The 17,058-nt window shown below is 70.4% G+C and carries 12 protein-coding genes and 1 pseudogene; 3 read left to right on the top strand and 10 right to left on the bottom strand.

Annotation, left to right across the window (positions count from 1 at the left end):
* Positions 1 to 288: 288 nt before the first annotated feature.
* A complete protein-coding gene (locus tag ACFPIH_RS11695) occupies positions 289 to 4,581 on the top strand; it encodes an FtsK/SpoIIIE domain-containing protein (protein WP_381174072.1) in 4,293 nt (1,430 codons plus the stop codon).
* A 65-nt stretch (positions 4,582 to 4,646) separates the two neighbouring features.
* Here ACFPIH_RS11695 and ACFPIH_RS11690 read toward each other — a convergent pair.
* The 5 genes and pseudogenes from ACFPIH_RS11690 to ACFPIH_RS11670 form a co-directional block, all read right to left on the bottom strand.
* Positions 4,647 to 5,036: pseudogene (locus tag ACFPIH_RS11690) on the bottom strand (DUF3043 domain-containing protein); the annotation flags it as partial.
* A 316-nt stretch (positions 5,037 to 5,352) separates the two neighbouring features.
* A complete protein-coding gene (locus ACFPIH_RS11685; RefSeq protein ID WP_381174069.1) occupies positions 5,353 to 5,751 on the bottom strand; it encodes a PIN domain-containing protein in 399 nt (132 codons plus the stop codon).
* The gene (locus tag ACFPIH_RS11680; protein ID WP_328779982.1) at positions 5,748 to 6,026 is read right to left on the bottom strand and encodes a hypothetical protein; all 279 of its coding nucleotides are present in this window, start codon (positions 6,024 to 6,026) and stop codon (positions 5,748 to 5,750) included. The genes ACFPIH_RS11685 and ACFPIH_RS11680 overlap by 4 nt, the downstream gene beginning before the upstream one ends.
* A gap of 291 nt (positions 6,027 to 6,317) precedes the next feature.
* Positions 6,318 to 7,649 (bottom strand): class I SAM-dependent RNA methyltransferase, encoded by a 1,332-nt coding sequence (locus tag ACFPIH_RS11675; protein WP_381174067.1) that lies wholly within the window; start codon positions 7,647 to 7,649, stop codon positions 6,318 to 6,320.
* 115 nt (positions 7,650 to 7,764) lie between these two features.
* Complete coding sequence (locus ACFPIH_RS11670; protein ID WP_381174065.1) at positions 7,765 to 9,858, bottom strand: APC family permease; 2,094 nt, start codon at positions 9,856 to 9,858, stop codon at positions 7,765 to 7,767.
* A gap of 215 nt (positions 9,859 to 10,073) precedes the next feature.
* Between ACFPIH_RS11670 and ACFPIH_RS11665 the strand changes: the two genes are divergently transcribed.
* Both ACFPIH_RS11665 and ACFPIH_RS11660 read left to right on the top strand, forming a co-directional pair.
* Entirely contained in the window at positions 10,074 to 10,742 is a 669-nt protein-coding gene (locus tag ACFPIH_RS11665; RefSeq protein ID WP_381174063.1) for a potassium channel family protein, read from the top strand.
* Complete coding sequence (locus ACFPIH_RS11660) at positions 10,742 to 11,410, top strand: potassium channel family protein (protein WP_381174061.1); 669 nt, start codon at positions 10,742 to 10,744, stop codon at positions 11,408 to 11,410. Before ACFPIH_RS11665 ends, ACFPIH_RS11660 begins: the two co-directional genes overlap by 1 nt.
* A gap of 50 nt (positions 11,411 to 11,460) precedes the next feature.
* Here ACFPIH_RS11660 and ACFPIH_RS11655 read toward each other — a convergent pair whose 3' ends face one another.
* The 5 genes from ACFPIH_RS11655 to ACFPIH_RS11635 all read right to left on the bottom strand — a co-directional run bounded on the left by ACFPIH_RS11655 (position 11,461) and on the right by ACFPIH_RS11635 (position 17,058).
* Positions 11,461 to 12,228: a DUF3159 domain-containing protein gene (locus tag ACFPIH_RS11655; protein WP_381174059.1), complete on the bottom strand. Its 768-nt coding sequence runs from the start codon at positions 12,226 to 12,228 to the stop codon at positions 11,461 to 11,463.
* 3 nt (positions 12,229 to 12,231) lie between these two features.
* Positions 12,232 to 12,630, bottom strand: coding sequence for an OB-fold nucleic acid binding domain-containing protein (locus ACFPIH_RS11650; protein WP_381174057.1), 399 nt, complete (start codon positions 12,628 to 12,630; stop codon positions 12,232 to 12,234).
* A 44-nt stretch (positions 12,631 to 12,674) separates the two neighbouring features.
* Positions 12,675 to 13,391: a response regulator gene (locus ACFPIH_RS11645; protein WP_381174053.1), complete on the bottom strand. Its 717-nt coding sequence runs from the start codon at positions 13,389 to 13,391 to the stop codon at positions 12,675 to 12,677.
* Positions 13,385 to 15,973 carry a DUF4118 domain-containing protein gene (locus ACFPIH_RS11640; RefSeq protein ID WP_381174051.1) on the bottom strand — a complete coding sequence of 863 codons (2,589 nt, stop codon included), beginning with the start codon at positions 15,971 to 15,973 and terminating at the stop codon, positions 13,385 to 13,387. The genes ACFPIH_RS11645 and ACFPIH_RS11640 overlap by 7 nt, the downstream gene beginning before the upstream one ends.
* Positions 15,974 to 16,287: 314 nt before the next feature.
* Positions 16,288 to 17,058 carry a DUF3710 domain-containing protein gene (locus tag ACFPIH_RS11635; RefSeq protein ID WP_381174049.1) on the bottom strand — a complete coding sequence of 257 codons (771 nt, stop codon included), beginning with the start codon at positions 17,056 to 17,058 and terminating at the stop codon, positions 16,288 to 16,290.

Genomic DNA, 17,058 nt, shown 5'->3' with positions numbered 1-17,058 from the left:
GGTTCCGATAGAAGCGCGACGTTGGCGGGACGGACTCCCAGGCGGCACGGCGGCTGGTGGCACGGCGGCACCGGCTGGAGGAGGTACTCGGGCGGGGCGCGCGAGCGGGCGCCCCCCCACCCCCCCCCGCGAGGCTCACATCGCGGGGCGCGTGCGCCACTCCGAGGTGTTCGCCATCCATGACCTGGCGCCCAGGGCCGGCAGTCGGCCAGGTCCGGAAGACCGCAGTGAGTTCGTGAAGGGCACGTCCACCAGACCGGAACGGCCGACACCACATGGAGGCGGAGCATGATTCTCCGGTTGACCGTTCAGGACGCCGACGCGGGCACCCGCCAGGACGTCGAGGTGGTCGCCGGCCCCGACAGCAGTACGGCCTCGCTGCTCGCGGCCTTACCGGTGGCCGTGGGTGACAGGCGGTGTTTCGTCGGATCGGTTCCGCTGGATCCCGAGGCCGGCCTGGCGGAGAGCCCTTTGATGCCCGGAGCGGTGATCAGCGTGGGGGCGCCGGGGCCGGCCTTCCGCTCCCCCTCCGGCGAGGGGGTCGGCGTGCTTCGGGTGACAGCCGGTCCGGACGCCGGGCTGACGGCGGCGCTGGGTCCCGGGACCCATACCGTGGCCAGAAACTCGACGGCCGCGGTGTGTTTACGGGATCCGGACGTCTCCCGCCGCGAGCACATCCGGCTGGAGGTCGCACCGGACGGCCGGGTCTTCGTCGTGGACCGGGGCTCGACCAACGGGACCTTCATCGACGGCAGAAGGGTCACCCGCCGGGCCGCGCTCACTCCGCAGAAAACGCTCCAGGTGGGTGCCGACGAGCTGCGGTGGACACCCGTGTCGAGCGGCGCCCAGCGGACCACGCTCAGTGCGGACGGACGGCTGGACTTCGACCGTGCGTTCAGCCCGGCCCCGGCGGTCCCTCGTACGGAGGTGACGTTGCCGGTGCAGCAGACCGTGACGGGCAACGCGAGCCTCACAGGGTGCGCGACGGCCCTGCCAATACTCGGCGCCCTGGTCCTGGCCATGGTCATGGACCAACCGAAGATGGTGTTCCTCGCCCTCCTGGGCATCGTGGGCTACCTGATCATGGACAGCAACCAGGACAAGCAGCAACAACAGCGCGAGGCCGGCCATGCGGCGGCGAAGACCGCCGCCCAGGAGAAGATCGACGCCCACGTCGCCGAAGAACTGCGCGTGCGTCGGCTCCTGGCACCCGATCCGGCCAAGATCACCGGCATGGCCACGGGTGCCCGGCCGGACTTGTGGTCCCGGAGAGCGGACTCGCCGCACGGACTGGTGCTGCGCGTGGGAACCGCCGATCAGCCGGCGTCCGTGGATCTGCGCGGCGAACCGTGGGAGGGCTTCGAACCCCCGTTGCTGCACGAGGCGCCGGTCACACTGGACCTGCGGGTCACCGGCGTGCTGGGGGTGGTCGGTTCCCGGCGGCACATGCGGGCGCTGACGGATTGGCTGGTGTTGCAGCTGGCCGCCCTGCGCGGGCCGGCCGATCTGCGCATCGTGGTGATCGCGGCCGACGGCCACGACGGACTGGCCTGGGCCCGGTGGCTGCCGCACGTGGACGCCGGGCCGGCGGCCGATGTTCCGTGCGTCATCGGCAACACCGGCACGACGCGCGCCGCGCGGGTGAAGGAGCTGCGGCAGCTCGTCAGCGCGCGCCGCGAGCAGGGCACCCGCGACTCACGCACACAGTTCGGCGACGAGGTCGTGGTCATCCTGGACGGTGCCCTCGCCCTGCGCGAACTTCCCGGCCTGGACGAGGTGCTGCGAGACGGGCCGTCGGTCGGTGTCTATCTCGTGTGCGCCGATCGGCGCGGCATGAACGAGTGCCGCGGTTTGTGTGAGATGACCGGCACCACCCTCCGGCTCACCCGCACGCCCGAAGAACACGCCATTACCGTGACGCCTCACACCCTCGACGAAGCCGCAGCCGAGCCGCTCGCCCGGGCGCTGGCCCCGATGAGGGACCGGCTCACCCTCGGCTCGTCGAGCAACGCCGTACCCGGCTCCGTACGCTTCCTCGATCTGCTCGACATCGAAAGACCCACCGCCGACGACGTCCTCGCCCTGTGGGGGCACGGGCAAGGACCGCGTACCCGGGTGGTGCTCGGCGCGGACGCCGCAGGCCCGGTGGCCGTGGATCTGGCCGGTCAGGGACCGCACACCATGCTCGGCGGCGCCACCGGAGCGGGGAAGAGCATTCTGCTGCAGACCCTGGTGACCTCGTTGCTGCTGGCCAACCGCCCCGACGAACTCAACCTGGTGCTCGTGGACTTCAAGGGAGGCAGCGCCTTCCTGCCCTTCCAGCACTGCCCCCACGTGGTCGCCCTGATCCGCTCCACCGGGGAAACCCCCGCCGACATCTTCGATGACGCCGCCGCGACCCGGGTGCTGGCTTCCGTACGCGCCGAGGTCAGCCGCCGCGAGTCCCTGCTCGCCCGGTACGACGGAGAGATCGACCGGTACTGGAAGAAGCGCCGCACCGACACCACTCTGCCGCCGCTTCCGCGCCTGGTGATGGTCTTCGACGAGTTCGCCCGCGTCCTTGAGAGCTCACCGGACTTCCTCAAGGAACTGGTCAACGTCGCTGCCAAGGGCCGTTCGCTGGGCATGCACCTGGTTCTGGCCACCCAGTCCCTGCAGGGGAAGCTGTCGCCGGAGCTGAAGAACAACATCTCGCTGCGCGTCAGCCTGCGGCAGAACGAGGCCGCCGACAGCACCGAGGTTCTCGGTGTGCCCGACGCCGCTGCCATCCCTGGCTCGCTGCGCGGACGCGGCCTGATCCTGTGCACCACCGACGAGGCGCGCATCCCGCAGGTGTTCCAGTCCGGCTATCTGGGCTCCCCGCCGCCCTCCGGAGCGGCGCAACCCGTCGCCGTCCGTACCCTGCGCTGGGACCAGCTCGGAACGCCGCGTCCGGCCGAACATCTGACCCGCGTGGAGTCGCCCACCGACCAGGAGCTGGCGGTGGCCGCCATCGAGGGAGCGGCCCGGCGCCGGGGGCTCGTCGCCCCCTTCCGGCCCCTGCTGCCGCCCCTGCCCGTGGCGTTGACGCCGGAGGAACTCGCCGGCCGTCAGACCACCGCGCCGCCCGCCACAGCCGTGCCCTTCGGTCTGGCGGACGAACCCGCGGAGCAGGCCCAGCCCGCCCAGTACCTCGATCTGGCGGGTACGGACCGGCTCATGGTCGCGGGCGGTCCCCAGTCGGGCCGCACCATCTTCGCCCGGACGCTCATCAACGGCCTCGTCACCCGGTTCCGGCCCGATCGGGCTCATCTCTACGTCATCGAACACCACCCTGCCGGGCTGGCGGACTTCGCGGAACTGCCGCACTGCGGCGGTGTCTTCTCCCCTGCCGAACCCGACCGCATCCGGCGCCTGGTCGCCTGGCTGGACGAAGAGGTCCAGCGCCGGTCCACAAGTGACCCCGCCCAGGGCTCGGACAGGCCACATATCGTGGTCGTCATCGATGGCTGGGAGCACTTCGAGGACCACGGCGCCCCCGCCTTCACCGAGACCTCACTGCTGACCGCGCTGCGCGGCATCATCGCGGCCGGCGCTCCGCTCGGGGTGCACATCGTGCCGCTCGGGGGTCACGACATGCTCAACCACAAGCTCCCCACTTACTACACCCGCCGCCTGCTGCTCCCCTTCCCCAAGGAGGAGACCCGCCGAGCCCACCTGACCTCCCGCATGACCAGTCCGCCCGCCCTGCCCGGACGGGCGATCGACGCCGCGAGCGGACGCCACATACAGATCTGCCGACCGGACGCGCTCCCCGCCGACCTGTCATCCCGCTTCACCGACCTCGACCCCGCCCGTCTGCCCCGCGAGTTCCCCGCACTGCCCACCAGGATCACGCTCGACGAACTGCCGCCGCCCGCGTCGCCGTCCTCACCGACCTGGATCCCCCTCGGCATCGGCGGGCCCCACCACAGCACAGTGGGCATCGACCTCATCGAGGGAGCCCACATGCTGCTCCTCTCAGGGCCGCCCGGCTCCGGCCGCACCACCGCGACGGCCGCACTCGCCCACTCGCTACGCCGAGCCGGCATCGGCGTGCTCGCCGTCGCCCCGCCCCGCTCCCCCCTGCCCGGCCTGCTTCCCGACGACCCGGGCGTACGCGTCCTCACCGGCATCTCCCACAAGGACGCCGACCTCCGAGAAGCCGCCCAGGTCTTCGGTGACGGCCCCTATGCCCTGATACTCGACGACGCGGACCACATCACGGTGCTCCCCACCCAGCAAGGGTTCGCCGACGCGCCCACCCTGCTGGACGACATCGCCCGCCTCTCCGCACGCGGCCGCCAGGCCCTCGTCCTCAGCGCCGACGCGACCCCCGTGCTCACCGGCTTCCCCAGCCCACTCACCCGCCTGATCAACACCATCCTGGCGACGGGCCACCGGCTCCTGCTTACCCCGGCCGGCCGTCCCGCCGCCGTGGCCCACAGCATCACCCTGGAACCGGACCAGTACTTCACCGCGCCACGCGGCCGGGGATATCTCTCCTCGAGCCGGGCCCCGATCCTCCTCCACCTGGCCACGGCCCCCCAACGCCTGCTCTGATCACAACAGCGGCTTTGGACCAGCACCCGCAGCCGCTGCCCGACCCGGTGAAAGCGTCTGCGCGCTCAGGGCCGCTCTCCGCGCTTGACCTGCGGCCTCGGCAGCCGGAGCCGGCGCATCTGCAGGGAACGCGTCAGGGCGTAGGTGACCGCGCCGTGCGTGTTCTCGTCCGGGATGCGCTCCTTGAGCCGCTTCTTGAGGCGGATGCCCCTGACGGCCGCGTCCAGCACCATCAGCGCGATGAAAATCAGCCCCGGCAGCAGCGAGGTGTTCTGCGTTGCGGGTATCGGCGCCACGCTCAGCGCGAGAATCACCACAGCGAGCGGCAGGAAGAACTCCGCCGCGTTGAACCGCGAGTCCACCCAGTCCCGGGCGAACCGGCGAACCGGGCCCTTGTCCCGGGCCGGCAGATACCACTCGTCGCCGCCGGCCAGCGCCTGACGTTGCCGCTGCATCTGCCGGCCCAGCACCCCGGTCAACCGATACCGCCCCGCAACCAGCCTTGCTTCTCCAGAACCCTTCCCCGTCACAGCCCAACTCCTCGACGTTGAGAAACCGCACCAGCAGGACGACCAACACGGCAGGGCCGTTCGCACCAGCGCCATCACAACTCAGGATGATCGCTTGCATGCCGGCATTCCTGCTCGTCCGGCGGGCCCAGGGTCAGCCCTTCCTTGTGGACTTCCCACGTGAACTCCGCGCCACGCAGGTAGGCGCGCGCACCGCGCGTCCGACATCGGCCAGAGCGCCAAGGGGTGCGTGCTGGGAGAATCACACCTTCTCGGCCACCACTCGCGGATGCTCCACAGTAAGCATCTCGATGTCTTCCACATCGGAGGTCAGAATCGTTACCCGGCCTGGATGAGCCAAGGCCGTCGCGCAGAGCATGGCGTCGATGGCGTACTTGTGGCCATGGGCGCCCGCAGCCCGAAGGAGAGCCGCTGCAGACTGGGCAATCGCTTGAGTGACCGGCTCGACGCGCAGGCGGGACAGAGTCCACTTCAGGGCAGCGTCGTTGATCCTCGGGTGGATAACCTCGACCAGCACCGCAGCCGACGTGATCACCGGGAGGTCCGCCTCGCGGCCGGCCGTCAGCCACTCGTGGACATCTCGGTTTCGTTGGACGGCCTTCGCCAAACCCTCACTGTCCAGGATCAGGGCACCACTCACGCGGCAGCCTCGGCCCCGGGCTGGGATCCGGTGAGCTTGGCTCGTTTGGCCGCTACGGCCTCCGGATCGGCCGGGCCGTGGACCTTGTCAAAGTCCGCAATCAGCTCGTCCAGGTTGTCACGCTCGATCTGGCGCTGCGCGGCCCGCTCCAGATATGCGGAGACTCCACGCCTGCCCACCCGCTCGCGGATGGCCTGCAGCGTGCCGGCAGTCAGGGACACCGAGATACCGCTACTGGGGCCGTCTCCTGGGAGGAAGTCAGCATCGTCAACCATGAGGTCATTTTGGCATTCGAAATAGCATAGCGCTACCCGGTTGTGGATCCACATCCAAAAGCGTCCGCCCGGCAGCCTCCGTGGACGCGGCCGGGCCGAGGTGATGGGGCTTCAGAATGTGCGTCATTTGAGCGTCAGCAGTCGGAGGAATCGCTCTGATGCTGCCAGCGAAGGGATCGTCGTCCCCTGCTGAAACCGCAGGTCAGGCTGTTTCCGACAGACAGCGCCACCCTTCACACGTTGCACGCCCGGAAACGCGTCGAGCAGATGACAGATTCCAAAAACCGCAGGTCAGGAGCTCTTTCCGGCAGGCTCCAGAATCGCCACGCACTCCACATGATGCGTCATAGGAAACAGATCGAACGCCCGAAGAGTCCGCACCCGGTACCCCCCGTCCGCGAAGTACCCCAGGTCGCGGGCCAGCGCGGCCGGGTCGCAGGCGACGTAGGCGATCTTGCGCGCCCCCAGGGACACCATGTGCTCGACCGTCTTGCGCCCGGCGCCCGCCCGCGGCGGGTCCAGGACGATCAGGTCGACCTCCGTGATGCCGGTGCGCGGCAGGACCGCCTCCACCTTGCCCTGTTCGATGCGTACGCGGTCGAAGTCCGCCAGGTTGTGGCGGGCGTCCTCCACCGCGCGCTTGCCGGACTCGATGCCGAGCACCGCGCCCTTCTCACCGAGGCGGTCGGCCAGGGCGCCGGCGAAGAGGCCGACGCCGCAGTACAGGTCCAGGGCCATGTCGCCCTTGCGCGGCAGCAGACCCTGCATGACCGCCGTCACCAGTGTGTCCGCCGCCTGCGGGTGCACCTGCCAGAAGCCGCCGCTGCCCACGCGGTGCGTACGCCCGTCCGCGCGCTCGCGCACGAAGGGGCGCCCATGGACGCGGTGCACTCCCCCGTCCTTCTCCTCGACCCTCATCACGGACACCGGCCGGTCCAGTTCCACGATCGGCAGCCGTGCGCCCGGCCGCGGCGTCAGGATCACCTGGCGGTCCTGCGACCCCGTCGCCGCGATCGCCTCGACCGACGCCATGCCGCTCCAGTCCCGCTTCTCGATTCCCAGTTCGGTGACGCCGGGAGCCGCGATCATGCAGTGGTCCACGGGCTCGACCTCGTGCGAGCGGTGCCGGCGCAGACCCGCGTGTCCGCCGTCCGGGTCCACCGCGTACTGCACCCGCGTACGCCACTGCGGCACCTGCCCGGCGGGCAGCTTGTCGCCCTCGGCCGGCATCACGGTGCCGTCCCAGCCGACGTCCTCGGGGGTGAGTCCCGCGAGTCGCCGGAGCTGCTCGGCGATCACCTCGCCCTTGAGCCGGCGCTGGGCGCCCGGCTTGGCGTGCTGCCAGTCGCAGCCGCCGCAGCCGCCGGGACCGGAGAAGGCACAGGGGGCCTTGACCCGGTCCTTGGAGGCGGTCAGGATCTCCACCGCGTCCGCGCGAAGGAACCGCGCGCCCTCCTCGCCCTCGGTCACCCGGGCCACGACCTGCTCGCCGGGCAGCGCGTGCCGGACGAACAGCACCTGGCCCGAGTCGGTGCGGGCGATGCAGTGGCCGCCGTGCGCGACGGGGCCGATCTCGACCTCGTACTCGGCCCCCACCAGCGATTTGTTCGGTTCTGCCTGCATGGCGGGGTGACTCCACAACGTCGAACGAGGAACGGCCGGACAACAGCCCACCAGTCTACGTTGCTGTCGTCCGGCCGTTCACCACGAACCCGTGCGGGAGCAGGGCTCGCGAGCCCTACGACTCCGGGGTGGAGTCCGAGGAGGATTTGGAACCCGAAGTGGCCGAGCCGGACGGCTCCTTGGGCCGCCCCACCTGCGCGGGCCCCCGCCGCACCGCCCCCGGGGCGTTCCAGTCCTGCCGCCTGCGGGCGCGGTTGCGGGCCGCCTCGGAGGACTCCAGCTGGTAGGGGACGGACGTGACCATGACGCCCGGGGTGAACAGCAGACGGCCCTTCAGCCGCAGCGCGCTCTGGTTGTGCAGCAGGTGCTCGTACCAGTGACCGACCACGTACTCGGGGATGATCACCGACACCGCGTCCCGCGGCGACTCCTTGCGCAGCCCCTTGACGTACTCGATGATCGGCCGCGTGATCTCGCGGTACGGCGAGTCGAGGACCTTCAGCGGTACGTCGATCCCGCGCCGCTCCCACTCCTCGCGGAGCACCTTCATCTCGGCCGGGTCGACGTTGACGGTCAGCGCCTCCAGGGTGTCGGAGCGCATCAGCTTGGCGTAGGCGAGGGCACGCAGGGTAGGCCGGTGGATCTTGGAGATCAGGACGACCGAGTGCACGCGGGACGGCCGTACGCTGTCGTCGCTCGGGCCCTCGGGGGCCGCGATCTCCTCGGCCACCCGGTCGTAGTGCTTACGGATCGCCGTCATCGTCGCGTAGAAGATCACCATGCCGAGCAGGGCGACCCAGGCGCCATGGGTGAACTTGGTGACGAGTACGACGACCAGGACCAGGCCGGTGAAGAAGGCGCCGAAGGTGTTGATCGCGCGGGAGCGGACCATGTGGCGGCGCTTGGCCGGGTCGGTCTCGGTGGCCAGGTGGCGGTTCCAGTGCCGGACCATGCCGGTCTGGCTGAGCGTGAAGGACACGAACACGCCGACGATGTACAGCTGGATCAGGCGCGTGGAGTCCGCGCCGTAGATGACGATCAGGAGCGAGGCCGCGCCGGCCAGGAGCACGATGCCGTTGGAGAAGGCGAGGCGGTCGCCGCGGGTGTGCAGCTGGCGGGGCAGATAGCGGTCCTGGGCGAGGATCGAGCCGAGGACGGGGAAGCCGTTGTAGGCGGTGTTGGCGGCGAGGAACAGCACCAGGGCGGTGGCCGCCGCGAGCACGACGAAGAGGAAGCTGCCCTTGCCGAAGACGGCCTCGGCGACCTGGGTGATCACCGGGTTCTGGACATAGTCCGCGCCGACGCCGACGCCGTTCTTCAGCAGGTCGGTGGCCGGGTTCTCGGCCATGCGGACGTCGGTGGTCAGGGCGAGGACGATGATGCCGCAGAACATGGTGACGGCCAGCAGGCCCATCGCGGCCAGCGTGGTCGCCGCGTTCTTCGACTTGGGCTTGCGAAAGGCCGGGACGCCGTTGGAGATCGCCTCGACACCGGTGAGCGCGGCACAGCCGGAGGAGAAGGCCCGCAGCATGAGGAAGACCAGTGCGAAACCGGCCAGGCCCTGATGCTCGGCCTTGATCGTGTACTGGGCGGTCGGCGCCCGCATCTGGTCGTCGAGGACCAGGCCCCGGAACGCACCCCAGGCGATCATGATGAAGACACCCGCGACGAACACGTACGTCGGGATCGCGAAGAGGTTGCCCGACTCCTTGACGCCGCGCAGGTTCATCAGCGTCAGCAGGACGACGACGGCGACCGCGCAGGCCACCTTGTGCTCGACCACGAAGGGGATCGCGGAGCCGAGGTTCTCGATGCCGGAGGCGATGGACACGGCGACGGTGAGGACGTAGTCGACGAGCAGGGCGCTCGCGACGGTCAGGCCGGCCTTGGCGCCGAGGTTGGTGGTGGCGACCTCGTAGTCACCGCCGCCACTGGGGTAGGCGTGGACGTTCTGCCGGTAGGAGGCGACCACTGTGAACATCAGTACGACGACCGCGAGGGCGATCCACGGACTGAAGTGGTAGGCCGACACACCCGCGATGGAGAGGACCAGCAGCACCTCCCCGGGCGCGTAGGCCACGGAGGACAGCGGGTCGGAAGCGAAGACGGGCAGGGCGATGCGCTTCGGCAGGAGCGTTTCTCCGAGCCGATCACTGCGCAGTGCGCGCCCGATCAGGATCCGTTTGGGCACGTCGGTCAGTTTGGACACAACAGAGGATCGTAAGCCTTCGAACTGGGGCGCGCCCACCCTCCCCCGGGGTGAGCCTGGTGCCGGGGTGCTGTGTCCGCCTCACGAGGGAAATCGGCCACGCGTCGGGGGTGCCCGGCAAGGACCGCGCATGTGTAGCTTGGTCGACGGTCTGAGACCCTGTTCAAGGCAAAGACAGAAAAACCTACTGATTTCTTGACCTCGGAAGGACGGGCGTGCACATCGTCATCATGGGCTGCGGCAGAGTGGGTTCCGCTCTCGCCCAGACCCTGGAGCAACAGGGGCACACGGTCGCCGTGATCGACCAGGACCCCACCGCCTTCCGACGACTGGGCTCCGGTTTCGGCGGCCGTCGCGTCACCGGGGTGGGCTTCGACCAGGACACCCTGCGCGAGGCGGGCATCGAGGAGGCCGGCGCCTTCGCGGCCGTCTCCAGCGGTGACAACTCCAACATCATCGCCGCCCGCGTGGCCCGCGAGATGTTCGGCATCGAGAACGTCGCGGCCCGCATCTACGACCCCCGCCGTGCCGAGGTCTACCAGCGCCTGGGCATCCCCACCGTCGCCACCGTCCGCTGGACGGCCGACCAGATGCTGCGCCGGCTGCTCCCCTCGGGCGCCGAACCGCTCTGGCGCGACCCCACCGGGGGCGTCCAGCTCGCCGAGGTGCACGCCGCGCCCTCCTGGGTCGGCCACAAGATCAGCAGGCTCCAGGAGGAGACCGGGGTCCGGGTGGCGTTCCTGACCCGCCTCGGCGAGGCGATCCTGCCCAGCTCACAGACGGTGCTGCAGGAAGGCGACCTGGTGCATGTGATGATGCGCACCGACGAGGTGGAGAAGGTCGAGGCCTCGTTCTCCGAAGGCCCGCAGGAAGGCGGTCAGTGATGAGGGTCGCCATTGCCGGAGCCGGCGCCGTCGGCCGCTCGATCGCGGGCGAGCTGCTGGAGAACGGCCACGAGGTCCTGCTCGTCGACAAGGCGCCGACCGCCATCTCGGTCGAGCGCGTCCCCCAGGCGGAGTGGCTGCTGGCCGACGCCTGCGAGATCACCTCCCTCGACGAGGCCGCGCTCCAGCGCTGCAACGTCGTGATCGCCGCGACCGGAGACGACAAGGTCAACCTCGTCGTCTCGCTCCTCGCGAAGACGGAGTACGGCGTTCCGCGTGTCGTCGCCCGTGTCAACAACCCCAAGAACGAGTGGCTGTTCAACGAGTCCTGGGGCGTCGATGTCGCCGTCTCCACCCCGCGGCTGATGTCCGCCCTGGTCGAGGAGGCGGTGAGCGTCGGCGACCTGGTCCGGCTGCTCCGCTTCAGCCACGGCGACGCCAACCTCGTCGAACTGACCCTCCCCGAGGAGTCGGCCCTGGCCGGCACCCAGGTCGGCGACGTGGAGTGGCCGGAGGACACCTCCCTGGTCACCATCATCCGCGGCACCCGGGTCCTGACCCCGACCCGCGAGGACTCCCTGGAACCCGGCGACGAACTGCTGTTCGTGGCGGCCCAGGCCCGGGAGGAACAGCTGGAGGACCTGCTGTCGGTCCGGCGCGAGGAGTAGTTTTTAGCTTGGGCCGAAGCGGGGGTCTGGGGGCGGCAGCCCCCAGACGCCTAGCCGTCCCGCCGGTGCCGACCACCTACCTCGGCACCCACCTCAGCGGCAGCCTTACGCTCCGCTTCCGCCTTCTCCTCCGCCTCCATCTCGGCGAAGACATCGATCGGCGCGGGCGCCTTCGCCAGGAACACCCAGGTCAGCCAGACGGCCAGCAGGAACGGCGGAATCTTCAGCGCGACCAGGACCCAGCCCAGCTGTGCGGTGTTGGCCCACCAGTACAGCGGGAAGAGGATCGAGCACTTGGCGAGCAGGATCAGCCCCCACGCCCAACTGGCCTTGGCGTACGCCTTCTTGCGGCCCGGGTTGCGGGTGCGCCAGGAGAGGTTCTCCTTGAAGACGGGGCCGAGCATGAGCCCGATCAGCGGGACCCCGCACAGGGTCGTGATGATGTACGCCAGCGCGAGGCCCAGCGTGTAGAGCATGCCGGGGAGGTAGAAGTCCTTGGCGTTGCCGGTCATCATCGCGAAGACGACACCGAAGGCCACGCCGAAGACCCCGCTGAAGGCGTGCTTGACCGTGTCCTTCCTCACCAGCCGGATCACGACCAGGACCAGCGACACCGCGAGCGCGGCGATCGCGGACATGTGCAGATCCTTGTTGATCGTGAAGATGGTGACGAACAGCAGGCCTGGCACCACCGTCTCGACCATGCCCCGGACGCCGCCGAACGCCTCGAACAGCGCGGCCTCGGTCACCGCCCGGGCGTCGGCCGCGGTGGTGTCCTCCGCGGTCGTGTCTTCGGTCGGCTTGTCGAGCGACGTCACCGGCTACTCCCTACCGAGGGGTCTCAGTTCGTACTTCGGGTTGAAGAGCACCCGGCGGCCCCGGCTCATGGAGATCCGGCCCGATGCGATGAGCTTGCGTCCCGGTTCTATGCCCACTATGGAGCGCCGCCCGAGCCACACCACGTCCAGCGCGGCGCTGCCGTCGAACAGCTCGGCCTCGAGGGCCGGGACTCCGGCACGCGGCCGCAGGGTGACCGTGCGCAAGGTACCAGTAACGGTGACGATCTGCCGGTCCTGGCAGTCGCCGATCCGGACGCAGCCGGCCGTCTCCGCGTCCTCCCTCAGCTCCTCCGACTCCAGGTCCTCCTGGGACGTGGAGAGCCGGTCCAGCATGCGCCGGAATCGGCCCACCGGCTTTTCGGAACGAGGCACAGCACTCATAACTGAAGGGTACCGGGGAGCACCGACACGACCGTACCCCCGTACTAGCGCTCGAATCTGTAACCCATGCCCGGCTCCGTGACGAAGTGCTTCGGATGCGAGGGATCCGCCTCCAGCTTCCGTCTCAGCTGGGCCATGTACACCCGCAGATAGTTGGTCTCCGTCCCGTACGACGGCCCCCACACCTCCTGCAGCAGCTGCTTCTGGCTGACCAGTCGCCCGGTGTTGCGCACCAGCACCTCCAGCAGATGCCACTCGGTCGGCGTGAGCCGTACGTCCTTCCCGGCCCGCTGGACCTTCTTCGCGGCGAGGTCGACGGTGAAGCCGTCGGTCTCCACCAGGACGTCGTCCTCGTCGCCCCCGGCCGGTTCGGCCCGCCGTACGGCCGCCCGCAGCCGGGCCAGCAGCTCGTCCATGCCGAAGGGCTTGGTGACGTAGTCGTCGGCGCCCGCGTCGAGCGCCTCGACCTTCTCGTCCGAGGAGTGCCGGGCGGACAGCACCAGGATCGGCACCCGGGTCCAGCCACGCAGCCCCCTGATCACCTCGACGCCGTCCATGTCGGGCAGCCCGAGGTCGAGGACCACCACGTCCGGATGACGCGCGGCGGCGAGCCTGAGGGCGGTGGCGCCGTCGTGGGCGGCGTCGACCTCGTACTTGCGCGCCCTGAGGTTGATCACGAGGGCCCGGACGATCTGCGGTTCGTCGTCGATCACGAGCACCCTCGTGACGGTCTGGGGGGTCCCCCCAGCAGGGCTCACCATGAAGCCTGCCTTTCCGGTTCTGCCGTTCGTTCCGGCGCCGCGGCACGGGCCGCGGCGCCCTCGCCGGGGGCGTCCGGCCGCCCGCCGGCCGCGCGGAGCGTGAGCACCATGGTCAGGCCTCCGCCGGGCGTGTCCTCGGCGGCGAGGGTGCCACCCATCGCCTCGGCGAAGCCGCGCGCGACCGCGAGGCCGAGGCCCACCCCCGCCCCCCGCGGGGCGTCACCGTACCGCTGGAAGGGCTCGAATATCCGCTCCTTGGCCTCGTCGGGGACGCCGGGCCCGCGGTCCACCACCCGTACCTCGACCCGGTCGGACATCGCGCTCGCCGAGACCAGCACGGGCCGGTCGGCGGGGCTGTACTTGACCGCGTTCTCCACCAGGTTGGCCACCGACCGCTCGAGCAGCCCGGCGTCGACGGCGACCATGGGCAGCGTCTCCGGGATGTCCAGCTCCACGCTCTCCTCCGGGTCGGGAACCCCGCCGAGCGCCATCGGCACCACCTCGTCGAGGTCGATCTCCCGGATGATCGCGGTGACCGTGCCGGTCTGGAGGCGGGACATGTCGAGCAGGTTGCCCACCAGGTGGTCGAGCCGGTCCGCGCCCGCCTCGATGCCTTCGAGCAGCTCCGCCCGGTCCTCCTCCGACCAGGCCACGTCGTCGGATCTCAGGCTCGACACGGCCGCCTTGATCCCGGCGAGCGGGGTGCGCAGGTCGTGGCTGACGGCGGCCAGCAGGGCGGTGCGGATCCGGTTGCCCTCGGCCAGCGCCCGGGCCTGCTCGGCCTCCTCCTGCAGGCGCCGCCGGTCCAGCACGACGACCGCCTGCGCGGCGAACGCGGCCAGCACCCGCCGGTCCTCCGCGGGCAGCACCCGCCCGGTGAGCGCCAGCGCCATCCGGTCGCCGACCGGCACGTCCACGTCCGCGTCCTCCGGCCGCTCCACCGGGCGCCCCTGGCCCACCCGGCCGGCGCAGCTCCAGGGGGCCCGGTCGTCGGCCCGCTCCAGCAGCGCCGCCGACTCCATCCCGAAGGTCTCCCGCACCCGCTCCAGGAGCGCCTCCAGGCTGGTCTCGCCGCGCAGTACGTTGCCCGCGAGGTAGGACAGGATCTCCGACTCGGCTCTCAGCCGGGCCGCCTGGTGGGTGCGTCTGGCGGCCAGGTCCACCACCGAGGCCACCGACACCCCGACCCCGACGAAGATCACGAGGGCGACGATGTTCTTGGGGTCGGCGATCGTCCAGCGGTGCAGGGGCGGGGTGTAGAAGTAGTTCAGCAGCAGGGAGCCCAGCGCCGCCGAGGCCAGCGCGGGCAGCAGTCCGCCGAGCAGTGCGGCCGCCACGGTGACCGCCAGGAACAGCAGCATGTCGTTGGCGAGCCCGAGGTGGACGGTGTTCAGCAGCACCGCCAGGACCGCCGGGCCGATCACACCGACCAGCCAGCCGGAGATGATCCGGGCCCGCCCGAGCCGGGCGCCCCGGGCCACCGGCAGCCCCCGCCCCTTGGCGACCTCGCCGTGGGTGACGATGTGCACGTCGAGGTCGGGCCCCGACTCCCGGGCGACCGTCGCGCCGACGCCGGGCCCGAGGACGTACTGCCAGGTCTTGCGGCGCGAGGACCCGAGGACGATCTGGGTGGCGTTGGCCCCGCGGGCGAAGTCGAGCAGCGCGGCCGGGATGTCGTCGCCGACGACATGGTGGAAGGTGCCGCCCAGGTCCTCCACGAGGGTGCGCTGGACCGCCAGCTCCTTCGGGGAGGCGGAGGTCAGCCCGTCGCTGCGCGCGATGTACACGGCGAGCACCTCGCCGCCTGCGCCCTTCTCCGCGAGCCGCGCGGCCCGCCGGATGAGGGCGCGACCCTCGGGGCCGCCGGTCAGCCCGACCACGATCCGCTCCCGTGAGCCCCAGATCGCCGAGACCCGGTGTTCGCTGCGGTACTCGGTCAGATAGGCGTCGACCCGGTCGGCGACCCACAGCAGAGCCAGCTCGCGCAGCGCGGTGAGGTTCCCGGGCCGGAAGTAGTTCGACAGGGCCGCGTCGACCTTGTCCGGCTGGTAGATGTTGCCGTGCGCCATGCGCCGGCGCAGCGCCTGCGGGGACATGTCCACCAGTTCGATCTGGTCGGCCCGCCGGACGAACTCGTCGGGCACGGTCTCCTGCTGCCGTACGCCGGTGATGGACTCCACCACGTCGCCGAGGGACTCCAGGTGCTGGATGTTGACGGTGGAGACCACGTCGATCCCGGCCGCCATCAGCTCCGCCACGTCCTGCCAGCGCTTGGCGTTGCGCGAGCCGGGGACGTTGGTGTGGGCGAGTTCGTCCACCAGGGCGACCTGGGGGCGGCGGGCGAGGACCGCGTCCACGTCCATCTCGGTGAAGGTCCCGCCCCGGTACTCCAGCTCGCGGCGCGGCACCTGCTCCAGGCCGTGCAGCATCACCTGGGTGCGCCGGCGGTCGTGGTGCTCCACGAACGCCACCACGCAGTCCGTGCCGCGCTCCACGCGCCGATGGGCCTCGGACAGCATGGCGTACGTCTTGCCCACACCCGGTGCCGCGCCGAGGTAGATCCGAAGCTTGCCGCGTGCCATGGCCTCATTGTCTTCCAGTAACTGCTGCGTAGGCAGCGTCGACCTTACGGCCAACAGTTCCGACAAAAGGGACGAGAAGGGGAGCGGTGGGCGCCTTTGACGCAACCCTGACGCCGTGGACGTGTCTCACGTGTCTCGGGAGACACAGCCTCCGTCCTCCCTCCTCATCCCTTCATCGGACGAGCCCCCCGAATCGGTTCACAGCACTTCGGGATTCCCGACTGGGCGATTCCCGTGAACGAGACTCCCGCGAACGCGAAGGGGCCGCACCCCCTACGAGGTGCGGCCCCTTCGAACCGTTTTGAACCGTACGGTCAGCGGACCTCCGTGATCTCCGGTCCGCGCTGCAGCTGGCCCATGCCGCCGGAGAAGCGGGAGCCCTCCTCCTCCTGCTGCTGGACGCCCTCGGGCACCATCTGCGCGTCGTTCGGGAGCTTGAGGACGATCGGGTCGCGGGGCGCCATCGGGCCCTCGCCGCGGACCACGACCGTGTCGCGGAAGATCTGCTCGAGAAGCCCGGCGGCCTGCGGCTGTACCGCGCCCTGGCCCGAGATCACCCCGCGCAGGAACCAGCGGGGACCGTCCACGCCGACGAAGCGCACGACATGGAAGCCGCCCGTGCCGTCCGGCAGCTGGACCGGTACCTGGGCCCGCAGCTCCCAGCCCAGCGGGCCCTCGACCTCGTCGATGATGCCACCCTGCTGGGTGATGCCGGAGCCGATCTCCTCGCGCACCTCGCCCCAGATGCCCTCGCGCTTGGGGGCTGCGAAGGCCTGCAGCTGGATGGCGCTGTCACGCAGCACGACGGTCGCCGCGACGATCGCGTCGCCAGCGACCTCGACGCGCAGTTCCATGCCGTCGACGCCCGGCACGAACATGCCGCCCAGGTCCACCCGGCCCTCGGCCGGGTCGCGGACCTCGGAGTCGTCCCACGGCCCGTCGGGCCGCGGCTCCGGCTCGAGCCGGACGCGCTCACGCTCGCCCGTTACCTTTTCGTCCGCCTCAGTGTCGACACTGTCGACGACCTGCTCGGCCTCGCCGGCCGCGTCCTCGGCGGCACCCTTCTTGTTGCGACGTCCGAACAC

Source organism: Streptomyces vulcanius (assembly GCF_042653945.1).
GTDB lineage: Bacteria > Actinomycetota > Actinomycetes > Streptomycetales > Streptomycetaceae > Streptomyces > Streptomyces mangrovi.
The sequence above is the reverse complement of the archived record's forward strand: the minus strand, read 5'-3'. Positions and strand labels throughout refer to the sequence as shown.